Source organism: Nocardioides ginsengisoli (genome assembly GCF_039537225.1).
Taxonomy (GTDB): domain Bacteria; phylum Actinomycetota; class Actinomycetes; order Propionibacteriales; family Nocardioidaceae; genus Nocardioides; species Nocardioides ginsengisoli.
The window spans coordinates 319,068-339,909 of the sequence record NZ_BAABAC010000049.1 but is presented as its reverse complement, the minus strand read 5'-3'; the positions used below and the strand labels follow the sequence as shown (position 1 = coordinate 339,909).

Genomic DNA, 20,842 nt, shown 5'->3' with positions numbered 1-20,842 from the left:
CTCCGGGGCGGCGGCCGGCTCGGGCGCCGCGGGAGCGGCCGGAGCGGCGGCGGGGGCCGGGGAGCCCGAGCCGATGATGGCGAGCTCGGCGCCCACCTCGACGGTCTCGTCCTCGGCGGCCTTGATCTCGAGCAGCGTCCCGGCGACGGGGGAGGGGATCTCGGTGTCGACCTTGTCGGTCGAGACCTCGAGCAGCGGCTCGTCGACGGCGATCTGGTCGCCGACTTGCTTGAGCCAGCGGGTGACGGTGCCTTCGGTGACGGACTCGCCCAGCGCGGGGAGGGTGACCGGGGTGCCGTCGGCGGCGCCGCCGGAGGCAGCGGGCGCGGCGGGAGCGGCCTGCTCGGCTGCGGGCTCGGCAGCGGCAGGGGCCGGAGCGGCCTCGGCGGCCGGCGCGGGCTCGGGCTCGGGCTCGGCCGGAGCAGCGGGAGCCTCGGCAGCGGGAGCGGAGTCGCCCGCGGGTGCCTCGCCGGCCTCGCCGACGACCGCCAGGACGGCGCCGACCTCGACCGTGTCATCCTCGTTCGCCCGGATCTCGAGCAGCGTCCCGGCGACCGGCGCGGGGATCTCGGTGTCGACCTTGTCGGTCGAGACCTCGAGCAGTGGCTCGTCGATCGCGATCTGGTCGCCGACTTGCTTGAGCCAGCGGGTGACGGTGCCTTCGGTGACGGACTCACCGAGGGCGGGGAGAGTGACTTCGGTCGCCATGGGGATCATCCTTGCACCACGGTGGAGCGAACTCGCAACGGCCCACCCACGGATCGGGCAAACTGGTCACATGGGATTGTTCGACCGGTTCCGTGGTGGCTCCAAGCTACGTATGAGTAACCCCTCCCGGGACGCCGCACGCACCGGTTCGACCCGTGTCCGGGCCTCCGATCGCGCCGACGAGGAGCACCTGCAGACGTGGATCCAGGCGCGCCGCGGCGTCGAGGGATTCGTCGAGCCCCGTACGGCGGTCAGCGAGATCACCCTGCTCCTCGTCGCCCACGACGGCGAGTGGACCCGCCGCCGTGTGCCGTCCGCGCGGTGGGCGCACGACTTCTGCAACCGCTACCAGATCCCGTCCTACGACGCGGCGGTCGTCGGCGTCCCGCAGCGGATGCGCGACTACAACTCCCGGGTCAGGCAGGCGCAGAAGGAGCGGGAGCGGCAGCGCCGCGACCGGCAGCAGTGAGCTCCAGCAGTTCGATCAGCGTCGCCACGCCGTAGCCGGTCGCGCCGGTCGCCAGGTGACCGGTCGCGCCGCCCTTGTTGTACGTCGGTCCGGCGATGTCGAGGTGCGCCCACGGCAGACCGCCGGTGAACTCGCGCAGGAAGGCCGCGGCGAAGAGGCCGCCGCCCCAGCGGATCCCGTCGTACTGCGCGAGGTCGGCGATGGTGGAGCTGTGGACGCGCTCGTCCATGTACTCCGGGATCGGCATCGGCCAGGCGTCCTCGCCCGCGGCCTCGGCGGCGGCGAGCACGTCGGCGACGACGGCGTCGTCGCCCATCACGCCCGCGATCCGGTCGCCGAGCGCCAGCACCATGTGGCCGGTGAGGGTGGCGATGTCGATGATCGCGTCCGGTCGCTGCTCGACGGCGCGGCCGAGCGCGTCGGCCAGCACCAGGCGGCCCTCGGCGTCGGTGTTGCTGATCTCGACGGTGGTGCCGTCGTAGGTGGTGAGCACGTCGCCGGGGCGCATCGCGGCCTCGCCGATCATGTTCTCGGCGAGCGCGGCGAAGGCGGAGATCCGCACGGGCAGGCCGAGGCGGGCGGCGGCGAGGGTGGCCTGGACGACGGCCGCGGCGCCGGCCATGTCCTCCTTCATGGTGGCCATGCTCGCGGCCGGCTTGATCCAGAGGCCGCCGGAGTCGAAGGTGATGCCCTTGCCAACGAGCGCGAGGTGGGCAACCGCGTCCTGGGGCGCGTAGGTCAGCTCGACCAGGCGCGGGGGAGCGGCCGAGCCGGCACCCACGCCGAGCAGTCCGCCGCAGCCGAGCTCGGCGAGCGCTGCCTCGTCGAGGACGTCGACGGTGACCTTGGTGGCGCCCTTGCCGAGCCCCTTGTTGGCCGTCTTGACCGCCGCGGCGATCGCCTCGGCGAAGGCGGGCGGGGTGAGGTCGGCGGGCGGCGTGTTGACCCAGTCACGGGCGGCGACGACCGCGTCGACCAGCACCTGCGCAGGCTCGACGGCGGCCGCGATCTCGGCGCGCCGGGCCGCCGGGGTCAGGACGACGATCTCGGCGGGGGTGGTCGGCGTCCCCGGCTGGCTCTTGTACGACGTGAACGCGTAGCCGCCCAGCCGGTAGCCCTCGATGACCGCCCGCACCAGCTCGGGGCTGTCGGCCGGCAGCGCGAGCGCGACCGAGGCGGCGTTGGTGACGGCACGCGCGGCGTTGCCCGCCGCCCGTCGTACGGCGTCGGGGCCGGCGTCGGGCCCGAGACCGACGAGCACGAGCAGCGGTGAGGAGATGACCCCGCCGGTGGGGACCTTGGCGACCTCTCCGGGCATCCCGTTGATGCCGATGCTGGCCAGCAGGCCGGACAGCTTGCGCCCGTAGGCGGCCGCCACGTCCTCGGCGCCGGGCGCGAGCACGCCGTCCGGCAGCACCCCGACGACCACGGCCTCGGCACGGGTCTTGGCGGGGCTGGCCGTACGAAGCGCGAAGGTCGTCACGCTCGGCAGGATATCGGCACGTCCGGGGCATCGCGGACGGGATGGATGGCGATAGATTCCGACCCATGGCCGACGCGACCCCGTCCCCGCTCACCAGCCCCCTCCACGACCGGCACGAGGCGCTCGGCGCCAAGTTCTCCGAGTTCGGCGGCTGGCTCATGCCCCTGGAGTACCCGACCGGCGTGGTCAAGGAGCACACCGCCGTCCGCGAGGGCGTCGGCATCTTCGACGTCAGCCACCTCGGCAAGCTCGTCGTCCGCGGCCCGGGCGCCGTCGAGTTCCTCAACGCGACGCTCACCAACGACCTCCACCGGATCGGGCCCGGCCGGGCGCAGTACAGCCTGGTCGTCGACGACGCGACCGGCGGGATCATCGACGATGTCTTCACCTACTACCGCGACGACGATCACGTCCTCGTCGTCCCCAACGCCGCCAACAACGAAGAGGTACGGCGGCGCCTGGCCGCCGCCGCGCCCGAGGGCGTCGAGATCGTCGACCACCACCGGGACTACGTCGTCCTGGCCGTCCAGGGCACGAGGTCCGACGACGTCGTCGCCGGCGTCGGCCTGCCGGTCGGCCACGACTACCTGACCTTCGTCGAGGCGCCCTTCGAGGGCGCCGAGGTGATCGTCTGCCGCACCGGCTACACCGGCGAGCGCGGCTACGAGCTGATCGCGCCGTCGAGCGTCGCGCCGGCCCTGTGGGACGCGCTGATGGCGGCGGGCGAGCCGCACGGTCTGGTCCCCGCCGGCCTCGGCGCCCGCGACACGCTGCGCACCGAGATGGGCTACCCGCTGCACGGCCAGGACATCTCCCCGGTCGTCACCCCCAACGAGGCCCGCCTGGGCTGGGCGGTCGGCTGGAAGAAGCCCGCCTTCTGGGGCCGCGACGTGCTGCTCGCCGAGCGCGAGGCCGGTCCGCGCCGCAAGCTGGTGGGTCTGGTCGCGACCGGCCGGGGCATCCCGCGTCCGCACATGAGCGTCCGGCTGATCCAGGACGTGCCGCTCGGTGAGATCACGTCCGGAACCTTCTCGCCGACCATGAAGAAGGGCATCGGCCTGGCGCTGGTCTCCACCGTCGTCGACGACGGCGCCGAGGTGAGCGTCGACATCCGCGGACGCGCCGAGGTCTTCCAGATCACCAAGCCCCCGTTCGTCCAGCCGTCCGTGCGAGAGTCGTGACCATGAGCCTTCCCGAGCAGCCCCCGTCCTTCCGCCCGCCGGCGCCCGTGGAGCAGCCCTGGCACTGGCGCCTCGAGGACGGCGCCGGCGCCGAGGTGACGCTGAGCGGCGCCGACGTCCAGGAGTACGGCGCGCAGGAGTTCCCGTCCCAGGGCGACGCCGAGTCCTGGATCGGCGAGGTCTGGCCCGAGCTGGCCGAACGCGGGGTCGCCCAGGTGACCCTCTTCGAGCTCGACCGCGAGGTCTACGGCCCGATGTCGCTCTCGGCATGACCGCGCGCACCGCCCGCGACTTCCGCCAGGTCGACGTCTTCACCGCCGAGCCGCTGCTCGGCAACCCGGTCGCCGTCGTCCACGGCGCCGAGGGGATGTCGGACGAGGAGATGCAGCGCTTCGCCCGCTGGACCAACCTGAGCGAGACGACCTTCCTGCTGGCGCCGACCGACCCGGCCGCCGACTACCGGCTGCGGATCTTCACGACCGAGACCGAGCTGCCGTTCGCCGGCCACCCCACGCTCGGCTCGGCGCACGCCTGGCTCGAGGCCGGCGGCACGCCCCGCGGTGCGTACGTCGTCCAGCAGTGCGGGGTGGGCCTGGTCGAGCTGCGCCGCGACGGCGGCCGGCTCGCGTTCGCCGCCCCCGACCTGCTCCGTTCCGGCCCGGTCGCGGAGGAGCTGGCTGCCGAGATCGCCGCCGCGCTGCGCATCGAGCGGGCCGCGATCCTCGATCTCGCCTGGGCCGACAACGGCCCCGGCTGGGTCGGCGTCCGGCTCGCGTCGGCCGACGCGGTGCTCGCACTCACGCCCGACCACGCCCGGCTCCCGGTCGACGTCGGCGTCGTCGGCCCCTACCCGGCGGGCGCGGAGTGCGCGGTCGAGGTCCGGGCGTTCGTCCCGCACGCCGCCGGCATCGCCGAGGACCCGGTCACCGGCTCGCTCAACGCCTCGCTCGCCCAGTGGCTGACGGCGACCGGCGACCTGCCGCTGTCGTACGTCGCCTCCCAGGGGACGGTCATCGGCCGGCGCGGCCGGATCCACGTCGACACCGACGCCGCCGGCACGATCTGGGTCGGCGGCGACACCCTGACGACCATCCAGGGGACGGTCGCCCTCTGACGACTTTGTCGGCACCCCGAACTACGCTGACCCCGTGCGCACGTATCTCGACCTCGTCCAACGCATCCTCGACGAGGGCACCGAGAAGGGCGACCGCACCGGCACCGGCACGCTGAGCGTGTTCGGCCACCAGATGCGCTTCGACCTGACCGCCGGCTTCCCGATGGTCACCACGAAGAAGATCCACACCCGGTCGGTCTTCGGCGAGCTGCTGTGGTTCCTGCGCGGCGACACCAACGTCCGCTGGCTGCAGGAGCGCGGGATCTCGATCTGGGACGAGTGGGCCGACGACAACGGCGACCTCGGGCCGGTCTACGGCGCCCAGTGGCGCTCGTGGCCGACCCCGGACGGGCGGCACATCGACCAGCTCGCGCAGGTCATCGAGCAGATCCGCAGCAACCCCGACAGCCGGCGCCACATCGTGTCGGCGTGGAACCCGGGCCAGGTCGACGACATGGCGCTGCCGCCGTGCCACAGCATGTTCCAGTTCTACGTCGCAGACGGGCGGCTCAGCTGCCAGCTCTACCAGCGCTCGGCCGACGTCTTCCTCGGCGTCCCGTTCAACATCGCCTCCTACGCGCTGCTCACCCACATGGTGGCCCAGGTGACCGGACTCGGCGTGGGCGACTTCGTGCACACCCTCGGCGACGCGCACCTCTACTCCAACCACCTCGAGCAGGCCCGGCTGCAGCTCACCCGCGAGCCGCGGCCGCTGCCCACGCTGGTCCTCAACCCGGCGGTGACCGAGATCGACGCCTTCGACCTCGACGACATCGCGGTCGAGGGCTACGACCCGCATCCCGTGATCAAGGCGCCGATCGCCGTATGACGACTCCTGCCGGCCGGCGCGTCACGATGGTGGCCGCCGTGGCCCAGAACGGCGTGATCGGCGCGGACGCCGACATCCCCTGGAAGATCTCCGAGGACTTCCAGCACTTCAAGTCGACCACGATGGGCCACGTGCTGATCCTCGGGCGCACCACCCACGAGGGCATCGGCCGGCCGTTGCCGGGCCGGACGACCGTCGTGCTGACCCGCGACCCGTCGTACGCGGCCGAGGGCGTGGAGGTCGCGCACTCGATCACCGACGCGCTCGAGCTCGCCGACCGGATCCTCGCCGACCAGCCTGACGACCGGCAGGTGATGATCGGCGGGGGAGCGCACGTCTACGCCGCCGCCCTGCCGTACGCCGACGAGCAGGTCATCTCCGAGATCCCGCTGTCGCCCGCCGGCGACACGCACTACCCCGAGTTCAGCCCGAAGCGCTGGGCCGAGGTCCGGCGTGAGCCGCGCGACGGATTCACCATCGTCTGGTGGGAGCGCGTCTTCGCGTGTGGAGGCGCCTGACAGGGTAGGGGCATGGAGCTCCGTGTCTTCACCGAACCGCAGCAGGGCGCGACCTACGACGACCTGCTGGCCGTCGCCCTCGAGGCCGAGCGACTCGGCTTCGACGCGTTCTTCCGCAGCGATCACTACCTGCACATGAGCGGTGACGGCCTGCCCGGCTCGACCGACGCCTGGACGACGCTCGCCGGGCTGGCCCGCGACACGAGCACCATCCGGCTCGGCACGATGATGACCAGCGCCACCTTCCGGCACCCGGGCGTGCTCGCGATCCAGGTGGCGCAGGTCGACCAGATGAGCGGCGGGCGGGTCGAGCTCGGCATCGGCGCGGGGTGGTTCACCCAGGAGCACACGGCCTACGGCATCCCGTTCCCCGACACCGCCGAGCGCTTCGAGCGCTACGCCGAGCAGCTCGAGCTGATCACCGGCCTGTGGACCACCCCGGTCGGCGAGCACTACGCGTTCGACGGGCAGCACTACCGGCTCGCCGACAGCCCGGCGCTGCCCAAGCCGGTGCAGACGAGTGGCCACCGGGGCGGCGTCCCGGTGCTGATCGGCGGCAAGGGGGCGCGCAAGACGCCCGCGCTCGCGGCGGCGTACGCCGACGAGTTCAACCTGCCGTTCGTCGACGAGGAGTTCACCGGCGTCCAGTTCGCGCGGGTGCGCCGTGCCGCCGAGGAGATCGGCCGCGACCCCGCGTCGATCACCTGGTCCAACGCGCTGGTGCTGTGCGTGGGGGAGGACGAGGCCGAGCTCGCGCGCCGCGCCGCCGCCATCGGCCGCGAGGTCGACGAGCTGCGGGCCAACGGCCTCGCCGGCACGCCGGCCGAGGCGGTCGACAAGATCAAGCGCTACGAGGCGCTCGGCGCGCAGCGGATCTATCTGCAGACGCTCGACCTGTCCGATCTCGACCACCTGCGGCTGGTCGCGGCGGAGGTCATGCCCCACGTGTGAAGTCGGCGATGACCGCGGTCAGTGCGGCGGGGTCGTCCAGCATCGGCAGGTGACCGGTGGCGAGCGTGCGCTCGAAGGAGCCGCCCAGGGCGCGGGCCGAGCGCCCCTGGACGACCGCCGGGACGGTGCGGTCGGCCGTCGTCCGGACGTAGCCGCGCCGGGGCGGCAGCGCCGCCGCTGGCGCGGGCGCCAGGAACAGCCCGCGCGCCTCGGGTGAGAACTCGGCGACCAGCCGATCGGCGGTCGCCGGCGCGATCGCGGCACCGACCATGGCGCGGAGCTGCTTCTCGGGCGGCCGGGTTCCGGCGAGCCGCAGCAGCACGGGCAGCACCCAGCGCTGGGGCGCGGGCAACGCGCCGGCGAAGGAGCGCCCGGGCGCCGGCCAGACGGCGGCGACGCCGAGCACGCCCGCCACGCGCTCCGGCTCGGCGGCGGCGATGGCCTGCGCCACGACGCCGCCCACCGAGTGCGCGACCACCGTGAACCGTGGCCAGTCGACCGCGGCGAGCGCGGCCGCGGCGTACTCCTCCGGACCGGGGTCGGGGGACGACGGTCGCGGCGCGACGGCCGAGACGCCGAGGCCGCCACGGACGTCGTCCCAGATCCAGGCGGGCAGGCCGGAGCCACTGAGCAGGAGCACGGATTCGGTCACGTCGCCGACGCTTCCAGACGCCGCCGACAGTGGCGATGTGCGAGGAAGCGAACCGGGGGCGATAGCCTGAGCCCATGACTTCTGCACCCTTCGGCACCATGCTGACCGCGATGGTCACGCCGTTCCTCGAGGACGGCTCGGTCGACCTGGACGGTGTTCAGAAGGTCGCCAAGCACCTGGTCGACAACGGCAACGACGGCATCGTCGTCTCCGGCACCACCGGCGAGTCGCCGACCACCACCGGCGCCGAGGACGGCGAGACGCTCGCTGCGGTCAAGGACGCCGTCGGCGGCCGGGCCAAGGTCGTCGCCGGTGTCGGCACCAACGACACCCGCCACTCGGTCGAGCTCGCGAAGCAGGCCGAGAAGGTCGGCGCCGACGGTCTACTGCTCGTCACGCCCTACTACAACAAGCCGAGCCAGCCGGGCGTGCTCAACCACTTCCGCCAGGTCGTCGACGCGACCGCCGTCCCGGTCATGCTCTACGACGTCCCCGGCCGCACCGGCACCAAGATCGCGCTCGAGACCTACGTCGCGGCGAAGGACTGGGACACCGTCGTGGCGGTGAAGGAGGCGACCGGCGACCTCGCCCGCACCGCCCAGCTGGTCGACCTCGGCTACTCCGTCTACTCCGGCGACGACGTCAACACCCTCGGCTACCTCGCCTACGGCGCGTGCGGCCTGGTGTCCGTCGTCGGCCACGTCGCCGGCAGCCAGCTGCGCGCGATGATCGAGGCCTTCCGCTCCGGCGACCACGCCGAGGCGCTGCGCATCCACACCGGCCTGATCCCCGCCTTCGAGGCGATCATGGGCGTGCCCAACTACGGCGCGACCACGGCCAAGGCGGCCCTCGAGCTGCTCGGCGTCCTGCCCAACCGGTCCGTACGTGCGCCACTCATGGCGCTCGACGAGGCGGAGGTCGCCGACCTCCGTGCCGGCCTCGCGGCAGCGGGCCTCCTCTGATGAGCCACCCGCACCCCGAGCTGTCCGCCCCGCCGGAGCTGCCCGCCGGCGGCCTGCGCGTCATCCCGCTCGGCGGCCTCGGCGAGGTCGGGCGCAACATGACCGTCTTCGAGTACGACGGCCGCCTGCTCGTCGTCGACTGCGGCGTGCTCTTCCCCGACGACAGCCAGCCCGGCGTCGACCTGATCCTCCCCGACTTCGGGCCGATCCGCGACCGCCTCGACGCGGTCGAGGCGATCGTCCTGACCCACGGCCACGAGGACCACATCGGCGCCACGCCGTACCTGCTGCGTGAGCGGCAGGACATCCCGCTGGTCGGCTCCGAGCTCACCCTCGCGCTGGTCAACTCCAAGCTGCGCGAGCACCGGCTGCGCCAGACGCCGTTCTACACGGTCAAGGAGGGCGACCGGATCTCGTTCGGCCCCTTCGACCTGGAGTTCGTGGCGGTCAACCACTCGATCCCCGACGCGCTCGCGGTCGCGATCCGTACCGGTGCCGGCATGGTGCTCCACACCGGCGACTTCAAGATGGACCAGCTCCCGCTCGACGGCCGGATCACCGACCTGCGCGCGTTCGCGCGGCTGGGCGAGGAGGGCGTCGACCTCTTCCTCACCGACTCCACCAACGCCGAGGTGCCCGGCTTCACCACCGCCGAGCGGCGGATCACGCCGGTGCTCGAGCAGGCCTTCGCCGAGTCGTCGCAGCGGATCATCGTCGCCTGCTTCGCCTCCCACGTGCACCGCGTCCAGCAAGTGCTCGACGCGGCGGTCAAGCACAACCGCAAGGTGGCCTACGTCGGCCGCTCGATGGTCCGCAACATGGCCATCGCCCGCGACCTCGGCTACCTCACGGTCCCGCCCGGCGTGATGGTCGAGGCCAAGGAGCTCGCCGACCTCGCGCCCGAGCGCCAGGTGCTCATCTCCACCGGATCGCAGGGTGAGCCGCTGAGCGCGCTGGCCCGGATCGCGCAGCGCAGCCACAACTTCGTGCACCTGCAGGAGGGCGACACCGTCATCCTGGCCTCGAGCCTGATCCCCGGCAACGAGAACGCCGTCTACCGGGTCATCAACGGCCTGATGCGCCTGGGCGCGCGCGTCGTCCACAAGGGCAACGCGCTGGTCCACGTCAGCGGTCACGCGAGCGCCGGCGAGCTGCTCTACTGCTACAACATCGTGCGCCCGCGCAACGTGCTGCCCGTCCACGGCGAGGTCCGCCACATGCTTGCCAACGGCGAGCTGGCCAAGGCGACCGGCGTCGAGAACGTCGTCTACGCCGAGGACGGCGTCGTGGTCGACCTCGTCGACGGCGTCGCGTCGGTGGTGGGCAAGGTCGAGTGCGGCTACGTCTTCGTCGACGGCCAGTCCGTCGGCGACGTCACCGAGTCCGAGCTCAAGGACCGCCGGATTCTCGGCGAGGAGGGCTTCATCTCGGTGATCGTGGTCGTCGACTCGGTCTCCGGCAAGGTCTCCGCCGGCCCCGAGATCCACGCCCGCGGCCACGCCTGGGTCGACTCCGACTTCGAATCGATCAAGCAGCCGATCGTCGACGCGGTCAACCGCTCGCTCGACGAGGGCACCACCGACACCTACCAGCTGCAGCAGACCGTGCGCCGCACCATCGGGCGCTGGGTGAGCAACACGCACAAGCGGCGGCCGATGATCATCCCGGTGGTCGTCGAGGCGTAGCGCTTCTGGTGCAGGAATCCCCGCTTCAGCGGGGATTCCTGCGCTTCCTGCCCGTTGCAACGGCCAGGAAGCGCCAGTTTCCGTCAGGAAGTCCAGCCACGCCGAACGCCCCGTCCCTCCGATCGGAGGGACGGGGCGTTCGTCATCGGTCGGCTACTGCCGGCCCTTGAGCTTGATCACCACCGTTCCGGAGAAGGCCTCGACCTTCGCGTCGCCGGGGTAGCGCACAATGGCGTTGACCGTACGGCGGTGCTGCCTCCACAGCTTGGCCAGCTGCTTCTTCGCCTTGATCGTCACCACGCCGTTGACCACGGTGCCGGTGTAGGACTTGCCCTTGATCTTGACGGTCACCTTGCCGGTGGGCGTGACGCCGCCGGCGACCTTGACCTTGATCTTGACGATGCCCTTCTTCGCCACCGCGGTGGGGACGACGACCGCCGGGACGGGCGTGGGCGGAGTGACGACGGGCGCGTCGCAGATGCTCAGCGCGACGTTGTCGACGTACCAGCCGTCGATCCCGTTGCAGCCGTCCATGCCGAAGTCGAACCGGAAGCTGACGGTGTCGCCGGGCTGGGCGATCTCGGCCAGGTCGATCACCGAGGAGCCCCAGGCGCCGGTCGGCTGGCCGCCGTCGGTGCCGGTGAAGGCGACCTCGCCGGCCATCGGGCTGGTGTTGGTCGCGGAGCTCTGGAACTGACCGCCGGGGCCGTTGTAGATCCACGCCTGGTCGGGGACGATCTCGTAGGGGTCGCCGTTGACGCTGACCTTGACGTTGCCGCCGTCGAACTCCACCTCGGACGCCACGTAGTGGTCGAACGAGAACCGCGGGAGGTCGCCGTCGGGGACGGTGAGCGTCGGCGTCGCCATGCTGACCCGCGAGGAGTAGTCGTCGGCGTCGTTGTTGCAGCTGCCGAAGCTGCCGTCGCCGTCGGGGCCCTTGTCGTCGAAGTAGAGCACCGACGAGCCGCCCCTGTGCTGGGTGCCGCCCTCGGTGACCACCGGGAGCTTGGTCGTGACGGTGGGCTCGAAGAAGGCGTTCGCGGCGTCGTGGGACTTGGTCCACGTCGCCGGGAGGCCGCCCTCGAAGTCCTCGGACCACAGCTTCTTGGTGACCGTGCCCTCGCCGCAGCCGATGGTGCCGCGCTTGAACATCGGACGGAAGTTGCACTGGACCGGCTCGACCCGCAGCTGGGTCGCGTCGGCGACCTTCGCCACGGCGGCGCAGTCGTCGGCGGTGATGGCCGGCATGACGCCGGCGTCGGCCGGGCCGCCACCGGTCGGGCCGGCGCCCACGGTGAGCTTCTTCAGCGTGGCGTTGCCCTTGAGGTCGGCGCAGGAGGCCTCGAGGCCGTCGGCGAGCTCGGCGAAGCCGGACGTCGCCGTGAGGTACGACGTCTGCGTGTGCCAGAAGATGTTCGCCGCCTTGTCCAGGCCGATGGCCGGGACGGTGACGCCGTTGTAGGTGCCACCGTCGACGAGCAGGGCGTAGGTGTGGTTGACGACGCCGGAGTTGGTGTGGACGCCGCCGTTGTCGCCGGTGTCGCAGGCGTACTCCTCGTCGGAGACCTTGCCGGGGTCGCCGTAGCAGGTCGGGTTCCACATGTCGCGGATCGCGCCGCCGAACGCCGGGTCGTCCTCGCCCGACAGCCAGCGGTAGCTGTCGTCGCGCGGGTCGGTGACCGCGTCGTCCATCGTGATCGTCAGCGGGCCCGCGGCGGCCTTGATCTTCGTGCCGTCGGCGGTGGTGACCATGGCGCCGTACAGCGTCGAGTTGCCAGCCACCGACGAGACGCCGGCCCGGTTGTTGCCGAAGATGATGCCGATGGCGCCGGCGTCCTCGGCGTTGGCCATCTTGGTCGCGAAGGCGCACAGGCCGCGGTCGACGTAGACGAACTTGCCGTCGAGGTCGGCGGCGTTGTCGAAGGGCGAGCAGCCGTCGGTGTCGGTGCCGACGACGTCGCCGCCGTCCGTCTCGACCGCGTCCTTGCCGACCACCAGGTCGCCGGAGACGTGCGAGATGATCGGGCCGAACGCGGCCGGGGCGGCGGTGCAGGTGCCGACCGGGGCGCTGATCACGACGGCGATGTCACCGCGGGTGCCCTTGGAGCAGTTGCCGTCGGTGCGGTGGGTGACCTCGTCCGGGTCGTTGAACCGGTTGTTGAGCATGTCGACGGTCTCGCCCCAGATGTCCGAGTACGCCTCGTTCATCGCGCCCGGCTGCCACTGGTAGAGCAGGCCCGACGTGTACTCGGTGTAGGCGTGTCCCCACTCGTGCGCGACGGTGTCGTCGGAGGAGACGCCGGAGCAGTAGTTGGTCGACTTGCCGTTCCAGTTGGCGTTGGGGCAGTCGATGGTCGGGTCGTTGTTGACCGTCACCATCTTCGAGCCCTTGCCGTCATAGGAGTCACGACCGAAGGAGTTCTTGAACAGCCAGTACGCCTCGCCGGTGCCCTGGACCTCGTTCTGCTGGTCCTGGTCGAGACCGCCGGGGAAGGCGTCGCCCTCGGACCAGACCGGGCCGGAGTCGATGGACTCCTCGTGCAGCTCGCGGGTGAGGTCGTGGGCGATCATCGAGTAGCGGTTGACCGGCTTGCCGGTGCGGGCGTCGATGACGTCGGTCTCGCGGACCAGCTTGCCGTCGGTGACCTCGACGACCCACGCCAGCAGGTTGCGGCCCTGGACGCCCTGGATCGCGCCCATTCGGTACACCATGAGCTCGGCCTTGGTTGCCGAGAGGCTGCTCGCCTTGACCTTGCCGGTGCCCGCCTCGCCGGCGCCGGCCGGCGCCTGGCTGGCGAACCTGATCGCCTTCGCGATCGCCGCGTCGCGATCGAGCCGCGGGGTGACGCCGACGTCGACGCCCGGAGCGACGTACCCGGTGACGGACGTCAGGTCGCCCTGGCTGTCGACGTGCGCGCGGAGCTTGGCCCCGAAGACCGGCACGCCCTGGTAGCTCTGCGCGAAGTCGACGGTGAAGCCGGACGGCGACGTGGTCACCGACGCGCGCTTGAGCTGGGCCGAGCTCGCGCCGAACGCCTTGGCGTACTTGGCGACGTAGCCGTCGGCCTTGGCCGCGGCGCCGGACGCCGTCCGGCCGGACTGCTCGGTGGGGTAGAGGTCCTGGGTGGCGCTGACGAAGCTCACCCGGTCGGTGGCCGGCGACGTCGTCACGGTGACGTGGCCGTCGGCCTCGTTGCGCATCTGCTGGATGAGGGAGGGATCGGGTGGTGCCGCGTCCACCGACGCCGTCGGCACGACGGCCAGGGCGGCGCCGGCGAGGGAGAGGCCGAGCCCCTTCCGCACGTGCCCGGAGAGATTGAGTCTCACGTGTCTAACTCCTCGAGGGGGGATGAGTGTCGTCGGCGAGGTCCGAGGGCCGCTCGCTCCAGACACGTGACCGGCACCCTAGGACGGCGTCGTACGGCAGGTCCAGGAAAATCAAGGAAAGCCTTCGCAATTCGCATCGACCGACCGCACAACGTCCCGGTCGCCGGCGACACACCGCAGTGTGATCCCTGAGGCGGGTGGGGCGATCACCTAGGTTTGGTGTCATGGCGACCCGTACGTCTTCCCCGCCGGGGTCGCGCAGCAGGACCAGCTCTTCCTCCCGCTCGGGCGCGAAGAAGACGACCAGCTCGCGTTCCCGGAGTACGACCAGCAAGAAGCCCGCCGCGAAGAAGACCTCCGCGCGGCGGCCGGCTCCGCGCGCGGTGCGCAGCGGGCCTGGTCCGGTGCTGCGCGGGTTCACCGCGCTCGGCAGGGGAGTGGTCGCCCTCTGGCTCGCCTTCGCCCACGGCATCGGCGCGGTCGCGCGCGGTGTCGGGCACGGCGCCCGCGAGATCGAGCCCGAGCAGCGCCGCGACGGCTTCGGCCTGCTGCTGGTAGCGGTCTCGATCATCATCGCCGCGGCGGTCTGGTTCGAGCTGCCCGGCGGCGTCATGGACTTCGCGCGCGCCGCGGTGTCCGGCTCGGTCGGCAAGATCGGCTGGCTGGTGCCGCTGCTCGTGCTGGCCGCCGGCTACCGCGTGATGCGCGACCCGATCGGCAACGGCCCCGCCGGGCGCCAGGTGATCGGCTGGACCGCGCTCTCCTTCGGCCTGCTCGGCATCGTCCACATCGCCAACGGCAGCCCCGAGCCGGTGCAGGGCGACACCATGCCGCTGCGCGAGGGCGGCGGCGCCGTCGGCTACGTCGTCTCGGCGCTCCTGCTCGACCTGCTGCGCTCGCCGGGCGTCGTCGTCCCGCTGCTCGCGCTGCTCGCCTTCTTCGGCGTGCTGGTCATCACCGCCACGCCGCTCTACCGCGTCCCCGACCGGCTGCGCGAGATCGGCGACCTGCTGCTCGGTCGCCACCACGACGACGGCGACGAGACCCAGGCCATCAAGCTCGACGACACCTTCGAGCGGATGGGCGACCCGGCCTACGACTCGCCCGTGCTGGTGGAGCCCAAGAAGCGCCGCCGCAAGAAGGCGGAGCCCGAGCCCACCGAGGAGTCGATGGAGCTCCTCGAGCCGATCGACCTCCCGCTCGTCGACGACGAGCCGGAGCTCGACCCCGAGGCCGGCTCCAACGCGCTCATCGCCCGTCGCCTCGCGCAGACGCGGGTCGCCGACGAGACCGACGAGACCGGCGAGACCGGCGAGACCGGCGAGACCGGCGAGCTCGAGCCGCCGCCGCACGCCGACCTGCCCCAGCGCGTCGAGCAGCTCGCACTCTCCGGCGACATCGTCTACACGCTGCCCGACGCGAGCGCGCTCAAGCCCGGCGACCCCCACCGCGCGCGGTCCAAGGCCAGCGACGACGTCGTCGAGCGGCTGCAGACCGTGCTCGACGAGTTCAACGTCGACGCCCAGGTCACCGGCTACACCCGCGGCCCGACGGTCACCCGCTACGAGATCGAGCTGGGCACCGGCGTCAAGGTCGAGAAGATCCTCGGCGTCCAGCGCAACATCTCCTACGCCGTCGGCTCCGAGGACGTGCGGATCCTCAGCCCGATCCCCGGCAAGTCCGCGGTCGGCGTCGAGATCCCCAACTCCGACAAGGAGATCGTCTCCCTCGGTGACGTGCTTCGGTCCCATGTCGCGCGCAACGACCACCACCCGCTCATCTCGGGCCTGGGCAAGGACGTCGAGGGCGGCTTCGTGGTCGCCAACCTGGCGAAGATGCCGCACCTGCTGGTCGCCGGCGCCACCGGCTCCGGAAAGTCGAGCTTCATCAACTCGATGATCACCTCGGTGCTGATGCGCTCCACGCCCGACGAGGTCCGGATGATCATGGTCGACCCCAAGCGGGTCGAGCTCAACGCCTACGAGGGCGTCCCGCACCTGATCACGCCGATCATCACCAACCCGAAGAAGGCCGCCGAGGCGCTCGAGTGGGTCTGCCGCGAGATGGACATGCGGTACGACGACCTCGCCAACTTCGGCTTCCGTCACATCAACGACTTCAACAAGGCCGTCCGCGAGGGCAAGGTCGAGGTGCCGCCGGGCAGCGAGCGCACGCTCACGCCGTACCCCTACCTGCTGGTGATCGTCGACGAGCTCGCCGACCTGATGATGGTCGCCCCGCGCGACGTCGAGGGCTCGATCGTCCGGATCACCCAGCTCGCCCGGGCTGCCGGCATCCACCTGGTGCTCGCCACCCAGCGCCCGTCGGTCGACGTCGTGACCGGTCTGATCAAGGCCAACGTCCCGTCCCGGCTGGCGTTCGCGACGTCCAGCCTCGCCGACTCGCGCGTCATCCTCGACACCCCCGGCGCCGAGAAGCTGGTCGGCCAGGGTGACGGGCTGTTCCTGCCGATGGGCGCCTCCAAGCCGATCCGCGTCCAAGGGTCGTGGGTCAGCGAGTCCGAGATCCAGCAGGTCGTCAAGCACTGCAAGGGCCAGCTCGAGCCCAGCTACCGCGAGGACGTCACCGCGCCCGCCGCGTCCAACAAGGTCCTCGACGACGACATCGGCGACGACATGGACCTGGTGATCCAGGCGATCGAGCTGGTGGTCTCCACCCAGTTCGGCTCGACCTCGATGCTGCAGCGCAAGCTCCGCGTCGGCTTCGCCAAGGCCGGCCGGCTGATGGACATCCTCGAGAGCCGGGGCGTGGTCGGGCCGAGCGAGGGCTCGAAGGCCCGCGACGTCCTGGTCAAGCCCGACGAGATCGATGCCGTGATCATGACCATCCAGGGGGAGGCGTGAGCGAGATGACCGAGAGCCCGATCGACACCGACCAGACCGCCGACACCGACCAGGCCACCGCGGTCGACGACACCGTCCCGGGCGACCTGCGGGTCGAGGTGCGCCGCAATGTCGCGCTCTCCAGCGCGGTCGGCGGCCTCTCCGCGCTGCTCACGCTCGCCTTCGCGGCGCGCGCCTTCACCGGCGGCACCAGCCTCGACTGGCTGGCGTTCGGCGTCCTCGCGATCGTCACCATCGCCCACGCGGCCTCGCTCGCCGACGGCCGCGCGCCGCTGCTCGTGGCCGACACGCACGGCGTACGGCTGCGCCAGGGCGCGCACTGGCGCGGCATCGCCTGGCCCGACATCGACTGCCTCGAGCACCTGCCGCGCCGAGGCGTGCTGCGCGACGGCCACCTCCTCGTCGACGGCTACGACGACCAGCAGCTCGTCGTCCCGCTCACGCTGGCGACGCGGCTGGTCGGCGCCGAGGCCGCCACGCTCAGCGACGTCCTCGCCGAGCTGGCCGACGGCCGTGCCGACGTCGTCGAGGTGGTGCCCGGCCTGGCCGACGAGCCGGCGACGCGCACCGACGTGGTCCCCAAGCTGAGCGACCTCTACCGCGACGACGAGCCCGTCCCGGCCCCCCACGAGCCGCACGGCATCGCGGCCCGCGTCGCCGCCGGCCTGACCCCGGCAGTCGTCGCGCCCGGGAGCGACGCCGACCTGGAGCCCGAGGCGGGCGACACCGAGGCGGCCGACGTCGAGCACACCGACGAGATCGTGCTCGACGCCGGTGACGTCGAGAGCACCGACGAGATCCCCGCGATCACGCCCGAGGCTCTCGAGTCCGAGGCGCGCGAGCCCGAGACGCCCGTCGAGCCCGAGCGGGCGATGGTGCTGCCGGCGCGCGTCGAGCTGGAGAGCTCGTTCGCGCCCGAGCCGCGCGTCCTGCCCGAGCCGGTGCGCACCCCCGACGCCGGCCCCGAGACGATGACCGTCGTCCTCGACGACCTCGCCGTCCACCCGGCCGCCGACCCGGTGATCGGCCCCGAGCTGACCGCCGCGCGCGACCGGCTCCGGCTGAGCATCGACCAGCTGTCCGAGCGCACGCGGATCCGCCCGCACGTCATCGAGGCGATCGAGGTCGACGACTTCGCGCCCTGCGGCGGCGACTTCTACGCGCGCGGTCACCTGCGGACCCTGTCGCGAGTCCTCGGCATCGACGCCGGCCCCCTGCTCGCCGCCTACGACGAGCACTACGCCCACGCGCCGGTCGACCCGCGCCGGGTGTTCGAGTCCGAGCTCGCCACCGGCACCGGCGGCGCGATCCGCAGCACCCGCGGCGGGCGCAACTGGTCGGTCCTGATCGCGGCCGTGATGGGCGCCGTCCTGGTGTGGTCGGTCGCCAAGCTGGTGATGGGCGGCCCCGAGCCGGTCGACAACACGCCGGTGCTCAACCAGAGCGGCGGCGTCCCCAAGGCGTCCGCGGCCAAGGGCACCCCGGTCAAGCTCACCCTGACCGCCGCGGGCGGCGGCGCCAAGCTGCTGGTCCGCGACGCGGCCGGCGAGATCGTGTTCGACGGCAACCTGGCGTTCGGGCAGACCTCCGAGCTCAAGGTGGTGCCGCCGGTGCGCATCTGGAGCTCCGACGGCTCGGTCGCCTACGCCCTGGGCGGCAAGAAGGCCGAGGCGCTCGGCGAGACCGGCGCCGAGGTCTCCAAGACGCTCATCGCGCGCTGAGGCCGTGGTGAGGAATGCCGACGGGGCGCGCCCCGCCGGTATCCTCGACCGGACATGACCAGCATGCCCACGAACCCTGTCTCGGTCGCCCTGCTCACCCTCGGGTGCGCGCGCAACGACGTCGACTCCGAAGAGCTGGCCGGCCGGCTCGCCGCCGACGGCTTCACGCTCGTCGACGACCCCGAGGACGCCGACACCGTCGTCGTCAACACCTGCGGCTTCGTCGACGCCGCCAAGAAGGACTCGATCGACACGCTGCTCGCGGCGGCCGACCTCAAGGAGACCGGCCGCCCGCAGGCCGTCGTCGCGGTGGGCTGCCTCGCCGAGCGGTACGGCGAGGAGCTGGCCTCGTCGCTGCCCGAGGCCGACGCGGTCCTCGGGTTCGACGACTACCAGGACATCTCCGGGCGGCTGCGCTCGATCCTGGCCGGCGAGCGGCCCCATCCGCACACGCCGCGCGACCGCCGCCTGCTACTCCCGATCAGCCCAGCCGAGCGCCAGGCCATCGTCGAGGCGCCCGGGGCCGACAGCGAGATCGACATCGCGATCCCCGGCCGCTCCGCCATCCGGCGCCGGCTCGACGGCGGTCCGATGGCCCCGCTCAAGCTGGCCAGCGGCTGCGACCGGCGCTGCACCTTCTGCGCGATCCCGATGTTCCGCGGCTCCTTCGTCAGCCGCCGGCCCTCCGACGTGCTGCAGGAGGCCGTCTGGCTCGCCGAGCAGGGCGTCAAGGAGCTCTTCCTCGTCTCCGAGAACTCCACCTCCTACGGCAAGGACCTCGGCGACCTCGGCCTGCTCGAGACGCTGCTGCCCGAGCTGACCGCGATCGACGGCATCGAGCGCGTGCGGGTGTCCTACCTGCAGCCCGCCGAGACCCGCCCCGGCCTGGTCCGGGCGATCGCGACGACGCCCGGCGTGGCGCCGTACTTCGACCTGTCGTTCCAGCACGCCAGCGCCACGGTGCTGCGCCGGATGCGCCGCTTCGGTGACCCCGAGAGCTTCCTCGGACTGCTCGCGCAGGTGCGCGAGCTGGCGCCTCATGCGGGCGTGCGCTCCAACGTGATCGTCGGCTTCCCCGGCGAGACCGAGGAGGAGTTCCAGACGCTGTGCGACTTCCTCGTCGCCGCGCGGATGGACGTCACGGGTGTCTTCGGCTATTCCGACGAGGACGGCACCGAGGCCGAGAAGCTCGACGGCAAGCTCGACGACGACGAGATCCGCGCCCGCGTCCAGCACCTCACCGACCTGGTCGGCGAACTCACCGCGGAGCGCGCGGAGGAGCGGATCGGCAGCATCGTCGACGTCCTCGTCGAGGAGGTCGACCCCGACGGCGCCGGCGACGGCACGGTCGAGGGCCGCGCCGCCGAGCAGGGCCCCGAGGTCGACGGTACGACGCGCGTGCTCGGCGTCCCGGACGCACGGGTCGGCGACTTCGTGCGCGCGGTCGTCGTCGCGACCGACGGCGTCGACCTGATCGCCGAACCCGCAGGAGGACAGGGATGAGCGAGACCCACACGGGGGCGACCCCGACGGCGGCCACGCCGAGCAACTGGAACCTCCCCAACGCGCTGACCACGCTGCGGATCGTGCTGGTGCCCTTCTACGGCTGGGCGCTGCTCTACGACGGCGGCGACTCGGTCACCTGGCGCACCGTCGCATGGGCGATCTTCTTCGTCGCGATGGTCACCGACAAGGTCGACGGCGACATCGCCCGGGCGCGCAACCTGGTCACCGACTTCGGCAAGATCGCCGACCCGATCGCCGACAAGGCGATCACCGGGATGGCCTTCATCGGGCTGTCGATCATCATGGACAACTGGTGGATGTGGACGATCACCGTCGTCGTCCTGGTCCGCGAGTGGGCGGTCACCCTGCTGCGCCTGTCGGTGCTCAAGTCGGTCGTCATCGCCGCCGCGCAGAGCGGCAAGTGGAAGACCGCCGCGCAGGCGCTGGCACTGGGCTTCCTCAGCCTGCCGCTGCTCGAGGTCGACGGCTGGCTCGACATCCCCGGCAAGGTGACCTACGTCTTCGCGATCGGCCTGCTGCTGGTGGCCTTCGTGCTGACCCTGTGGTCGGGCTACGAGTTCTTCCGCGACGTCTGGAAGCAGCGCGACCGGATCCGCCGGCCCGCCGCGAGCTGAGCTCTGCGCGCCTCGAGCCGAGACCTGCCGAGACGCCGCGAACGCCCCGACCTCCCTCTGAGGTCGGGGCGTTCGGCGTTGCGGGGGCGCATCCTCGTCTGCGGAGGCTGGTCTAGTCAAGGGCAACTATCGACGTAGTGACGGCAAGGTCTCCTGTCAGTGACGACGTCGACGGACAAGCTTGCGGCTGCGTGCCCGTGGAGTTCGTCATTCTTCATCGATTCGTTGCGCGCGATT

The 20,842-nt window shown here is 71.9% G+C and carries 17 protein-coding genes; 13 read left to right on the top strand and 4 right to left on the bottom strand.

Going from position 1 to position 20,842, the window contains the following annotated elements; genetic code table 11:
• Positions 1 to 708 (bottom strand): biotin/lipoyl-containing protein (locus AB4880_RS25340; protein WP_367921999.1); only part of this gene is annotated, 708 nt, incomplete at its 3' end.
• Between the two features lie 112 nt (positions 709 to 820).
• Between AB4880_RS25340 and AB4880_RS25335 the strand changes: the two genes are divergently transcribed.
• Positions 821 to 1,177: a hypothetical protein gene (locus tag AB4880_RS25335; RefSeq protein ID WP_367921998.1), complete on the top strand. Its 357-nt coding sequence runs from the start codon at positions 821 to 823 to the stop codon at positions 1,175 to 1,177.
• Here the strand turns inward: AB4880_RS25335 and AB4880_RS25330 are convergent.
• On the bottom strand, positions 1,125 to 2,660 hold the full coding sequence (locus tag AB4880_RS25330) for a leucyl aminopeptidase (protein ID WP_367921997.1): 1,536 nt from the start codon (positions 2,658 to 2,660) through the stop codon (positions 1,125 to 1,127). The two genes, AB4880_RS25335 and AB4880_RS25330, sit on opposite strands and share 53 nt — an antisense overlap.
• Before the next feature lie 65 nt (positions 2,661 to 2,725).
• Between AB4880_RS25330 and gcvT the strand changes: the two genes are divergently transcribed.
• Genes gcvT through AB4880_RS25300 form a run of 6 tightly spaced genes read left to right on the top strand, consistent with a single transcriptional unit; the run spans position 2,726 to position 7,253 of the window.
• On the top strand, positions 2,726 to 3,841 hold the full coding sequence (gene gcvT / locus AB4880_RS25325; RefSeq protein ID WP_367921996.1) for a glycine cleavage system aminomethyltransferase GcvT: 1,116 nt from the start codon (positions 2,726 to 2,728) through the stop codon (positions 3,839 to 3,841).
• Positions 3,842 to 3,843: 2 nt separating this feature from the next.
• Positions 3,844 to 4,113: a hypothetical protein gene (locus AB4880_RS25320; protein WP_367921995.1), complete on the top strand. Its 270-nt coding sequence runs from the start codon at positions 3,844 to 3,846 to the stop codon at positions 4,111 to 4,113.
• Positions 4,110 to 4,955 carry a PhzF family phenazine biosynthesis protein gene (locus AB4880_RS25315; protein WP_367921994.1) on the top strand — a complete coding sequence of 282 codons (846 nt, stop codon included), beginning with the start codon at positions 4,110 to 4,112 and terminating at the stop codon, positions 4,953 to 4,955. The genes AB4880_RS25320 and AB4880_RS25315 overlap by 4 nt, the downstream gene beginning before the upstream one ends.
• 34 nt (positions 4,956 to 4,989) lie before the next feature.
• The gene (locus AB4880_RS25310) at positions 4,990 to 5,784 is read left to right on the top strand and encodes a thymidylate synthase (protein WP_367921993.1); all 795 of its coding nucleotides are present in this window, start codon (positions 4,990 to 4,992) and stop codon (positions 5,782 to 5,784) included.
• A complete protein-coding gene (locus tag AB4880_RS25305) occupies positions 5,781 to 6,302 on the top strand; it encodes a dihydrofolate reductase (RefSeq protein WP_367921992.1) in 522 nt (173 codons plus the stop codon). Before AB4880_RS25310 ends, AB4880_RS25305 begins: the two co-directional genes overlap by 4 nt.
• Positions 6,303 to 6,314: 12 nt before the next feature.
• Complete coding sequence (locus AB4880_RS25300) at positions 6,315 to 7,253, top strand: LLM class F420-dependent oxidoreductase (protein WP_367921991.1); 939 nt, start codon at positions 6,315 to 6,317, stop codon at positions 7,251 to 7,253.
• Here the strand turns inward: AB4880_RS25300 and AB4880_RS25295 are convergent.
• Positions 7,237 to 7,905, bottom strand: a complete 669-nt coding sequence (locus AB4880_RS25295) for an alpha/beta fold hydrolase (protein WP_367921990.1) — start codon at positions 7,903 to 7,905, stop codon at positions 7,237 to 7,239. The two genes, AB4880_RS25300 and AB4880_RS25295, sit on opposite strands and share 17 nt — an antisense overlap.
• Before the next feature lie 74 nt (positions 7,906 to 7,979).
• Between AB4880_RS25295 and dapA the strand changes: the two genes are divergently transcribed.
• Together dapA and AB4880_RS25285 are read left to right on the top strand one after the other, a co-directional pair.
• Positions 7,980 to 8,867, top strand: a complete 888-nt coding sequence (gene dapA, locus AB4880_RS25290) for a 4-hydroxy-tetrahydrodipicolinate synthase (RefSeq protein WP_367921989.1) — start codon at positions 7,980 to 7,982, stop codon at positions 8,865 to 8,867.
• Complete coding sequence (locus AB4880_RS25285; RefSeq protein ID WP_367921988.1) at positions 8,867 to 10,552, top strand: ribonuclease J; 1,686 nt, start codon at positions 8,867 to 8,869, stop codon at positions 10,550 to 10,552. The genes dapA and AB4880_RS25285 overlap by 1 nt, the downstream gene beginning before the upstream one ends.
• A 153-nt stretch (positions 10,553 to 10,705) precedes the next feature.
• Here the strand turns inward: AB4880_RS25285 and AB4880_RS25280 are convergent, their stop codons facing one another.
• Positions 10,706 to 13,879, bottom strand: a complete 3,174-nt coding sequence (locus AB4880_RS25280; protein WP_367921987.1) for a M4 family metallopeptidase — start codon at positions 13,877 to 13,879, stop codon at positions 10,706 to 10,708.
• Between the two features lie 224 nt (positions 13,880 to 14,103).
• Between AB4880_RS25280 and AB4880_RS25275 the strand changes: the two genes are divergently transcribed.
• The 4 genes from AB4880_RS25275 (at position 14,104) to pgsA (ending at position 20,605) form a co-directional block, all read left to right on the top strand.
• Positions 14,104 to 16,743: an FtsK/SpoIIIE family DNA translocase gene (locus AB4880_RS25275; RefSeq protein ID WP_367921986.1), complete on the top strand. Its 2,640-nt coding sequence runs from the start codon at positions 14,104 to 14,106 to the stop codon at positions 16,741 to 16,743.
• A gap of 5 nt (positions 16,744 to 16,748) precedes the next feature.
• A complete protein-coding gene (locus AB4880_RS25270) occupies positions 16,749 to 18,464 on the top strand; it encodes a helix-turn-helix domain-containing protein (protein WP_367922013.1) in 1,716 nt (571 codons plus the stop codon).
• Positions 18,465 to 18,527: 63 nt separating this feature from the next.
• Entirely contained in the window at positions 18,528 to 19,967 is a 1,440-nt protein-coding gene (gene rimO / locus AB4880_RS25265; protein ID WP_367922012.1) for a 30S ribosomal protein S12 methylthiotransferase RimO, read from the top strand.
• A complete protein-coding gene (gene pgsA / locus AB4880_RS25260; protein ID WP_367921985.1) occupies positions 19,964 to 20,605 on the top strand; it encodes a CDP-diacylglycerol--glycerol-3-phosphate 3-phosphatidyltransferase in 642 nt (213 codons plus the stop codon). Before rimO ends, pgsA begins: the two co-directional genes overlap by 4 nt.
• Positions 20,606 to 20,842 lie beyond the last annotated feature (237 nt).

What these genes read in the sequence shown, in the direction of transcription:
- AB4880_RS25270 (WP_367922013.1), top strand. Translation starts at nt 16,749, where the DNA reads ATGACCGAGAGCCCGATCGACACCGACCAGACCGCCGACACCGACCAG.
- AB4880_RS25300 (WP_367921991.1), top strand. Translation starts at nt 6,315, where the DNA reads ATGGAGCTCCGTGTCTTCACCGAACCGCAGCAGGGCGCGACCTACGAC.
- AB4880_RS25285 (WP_367921988.1), top strand. Translation starts at nt 8,867, where the DNA reads ATGAGCCACCCGCACCCCGAGCTGTCCGCCCCGCCGGAGCTGCCCGCC.
- AB4880_RS25335 (WP_367921998.1), top strand. Translation starts at nt 821, where the DNA reads ATGAGTAACCCCTCCCGGGACGCCGCACGCACCGGTTCGACCCGTGTC.
- gcvT (WP_367921996.1), top strand. Translation starts at nt 2,726, where the DNA reads ATGGCCGACGCGACCCCGTCCCCGCTCACCAGCCCCCTCCACGACCGG.
- pgsA (WP_367921985.1), top strand. Translation starts at nt 19,964, where the DNA reads ATGAGCGAGACCCACACGGGGGCGACCCCGACGGCGGCCACGCCGAGC.
- rimO (WP_367922012.1), top strand. Translation starts at nt 18,528, where the DNA reads ATGCCCACGAACCCTGTCTCGGTCGCCCTGCTCACCCTCGGGTGCGCG.
- AB4880_RS25275 (WP_367921986.1), top strand. Translation starts at nt 14,104, where the DNA reads ATGGCGACCCGTACGTCTTCCCCGCCGGGGTCGCGCAGCAGGACCAGC.
- AB4880_RS25315 (WP_367921994.1), top strand. Translation starts at nt 4,110, where the DNA reads ATGACCGCGCGCACCGCCCGCGACTTCCGCCAGGTCGACGTCTTCACC.
- dapA (WP_367921989.1), top strand. Translation starts at nt 7,980, where the DNA reads ATGACTTCTGCACCCTTCGGCACCATGCTGACCGCGATGGTCACGCCG.
- AB4880_RS25320 (WP_367921995.1), top strand. Translation starts at nt 3,844, where the DNA reads ATGAGCCTTCCCGAGCAGCCCCCGTCCTTCCGCCCGCCGGCGCCCGTG.
- AB4880_RS25305 (WP_367921992.1), top strand. Translation starts at nt 5,781, where the DNA reads ATGACGACTCCTGCCGGCCGGCGCGTCACGATGGTGGCCGCCGTGGCC.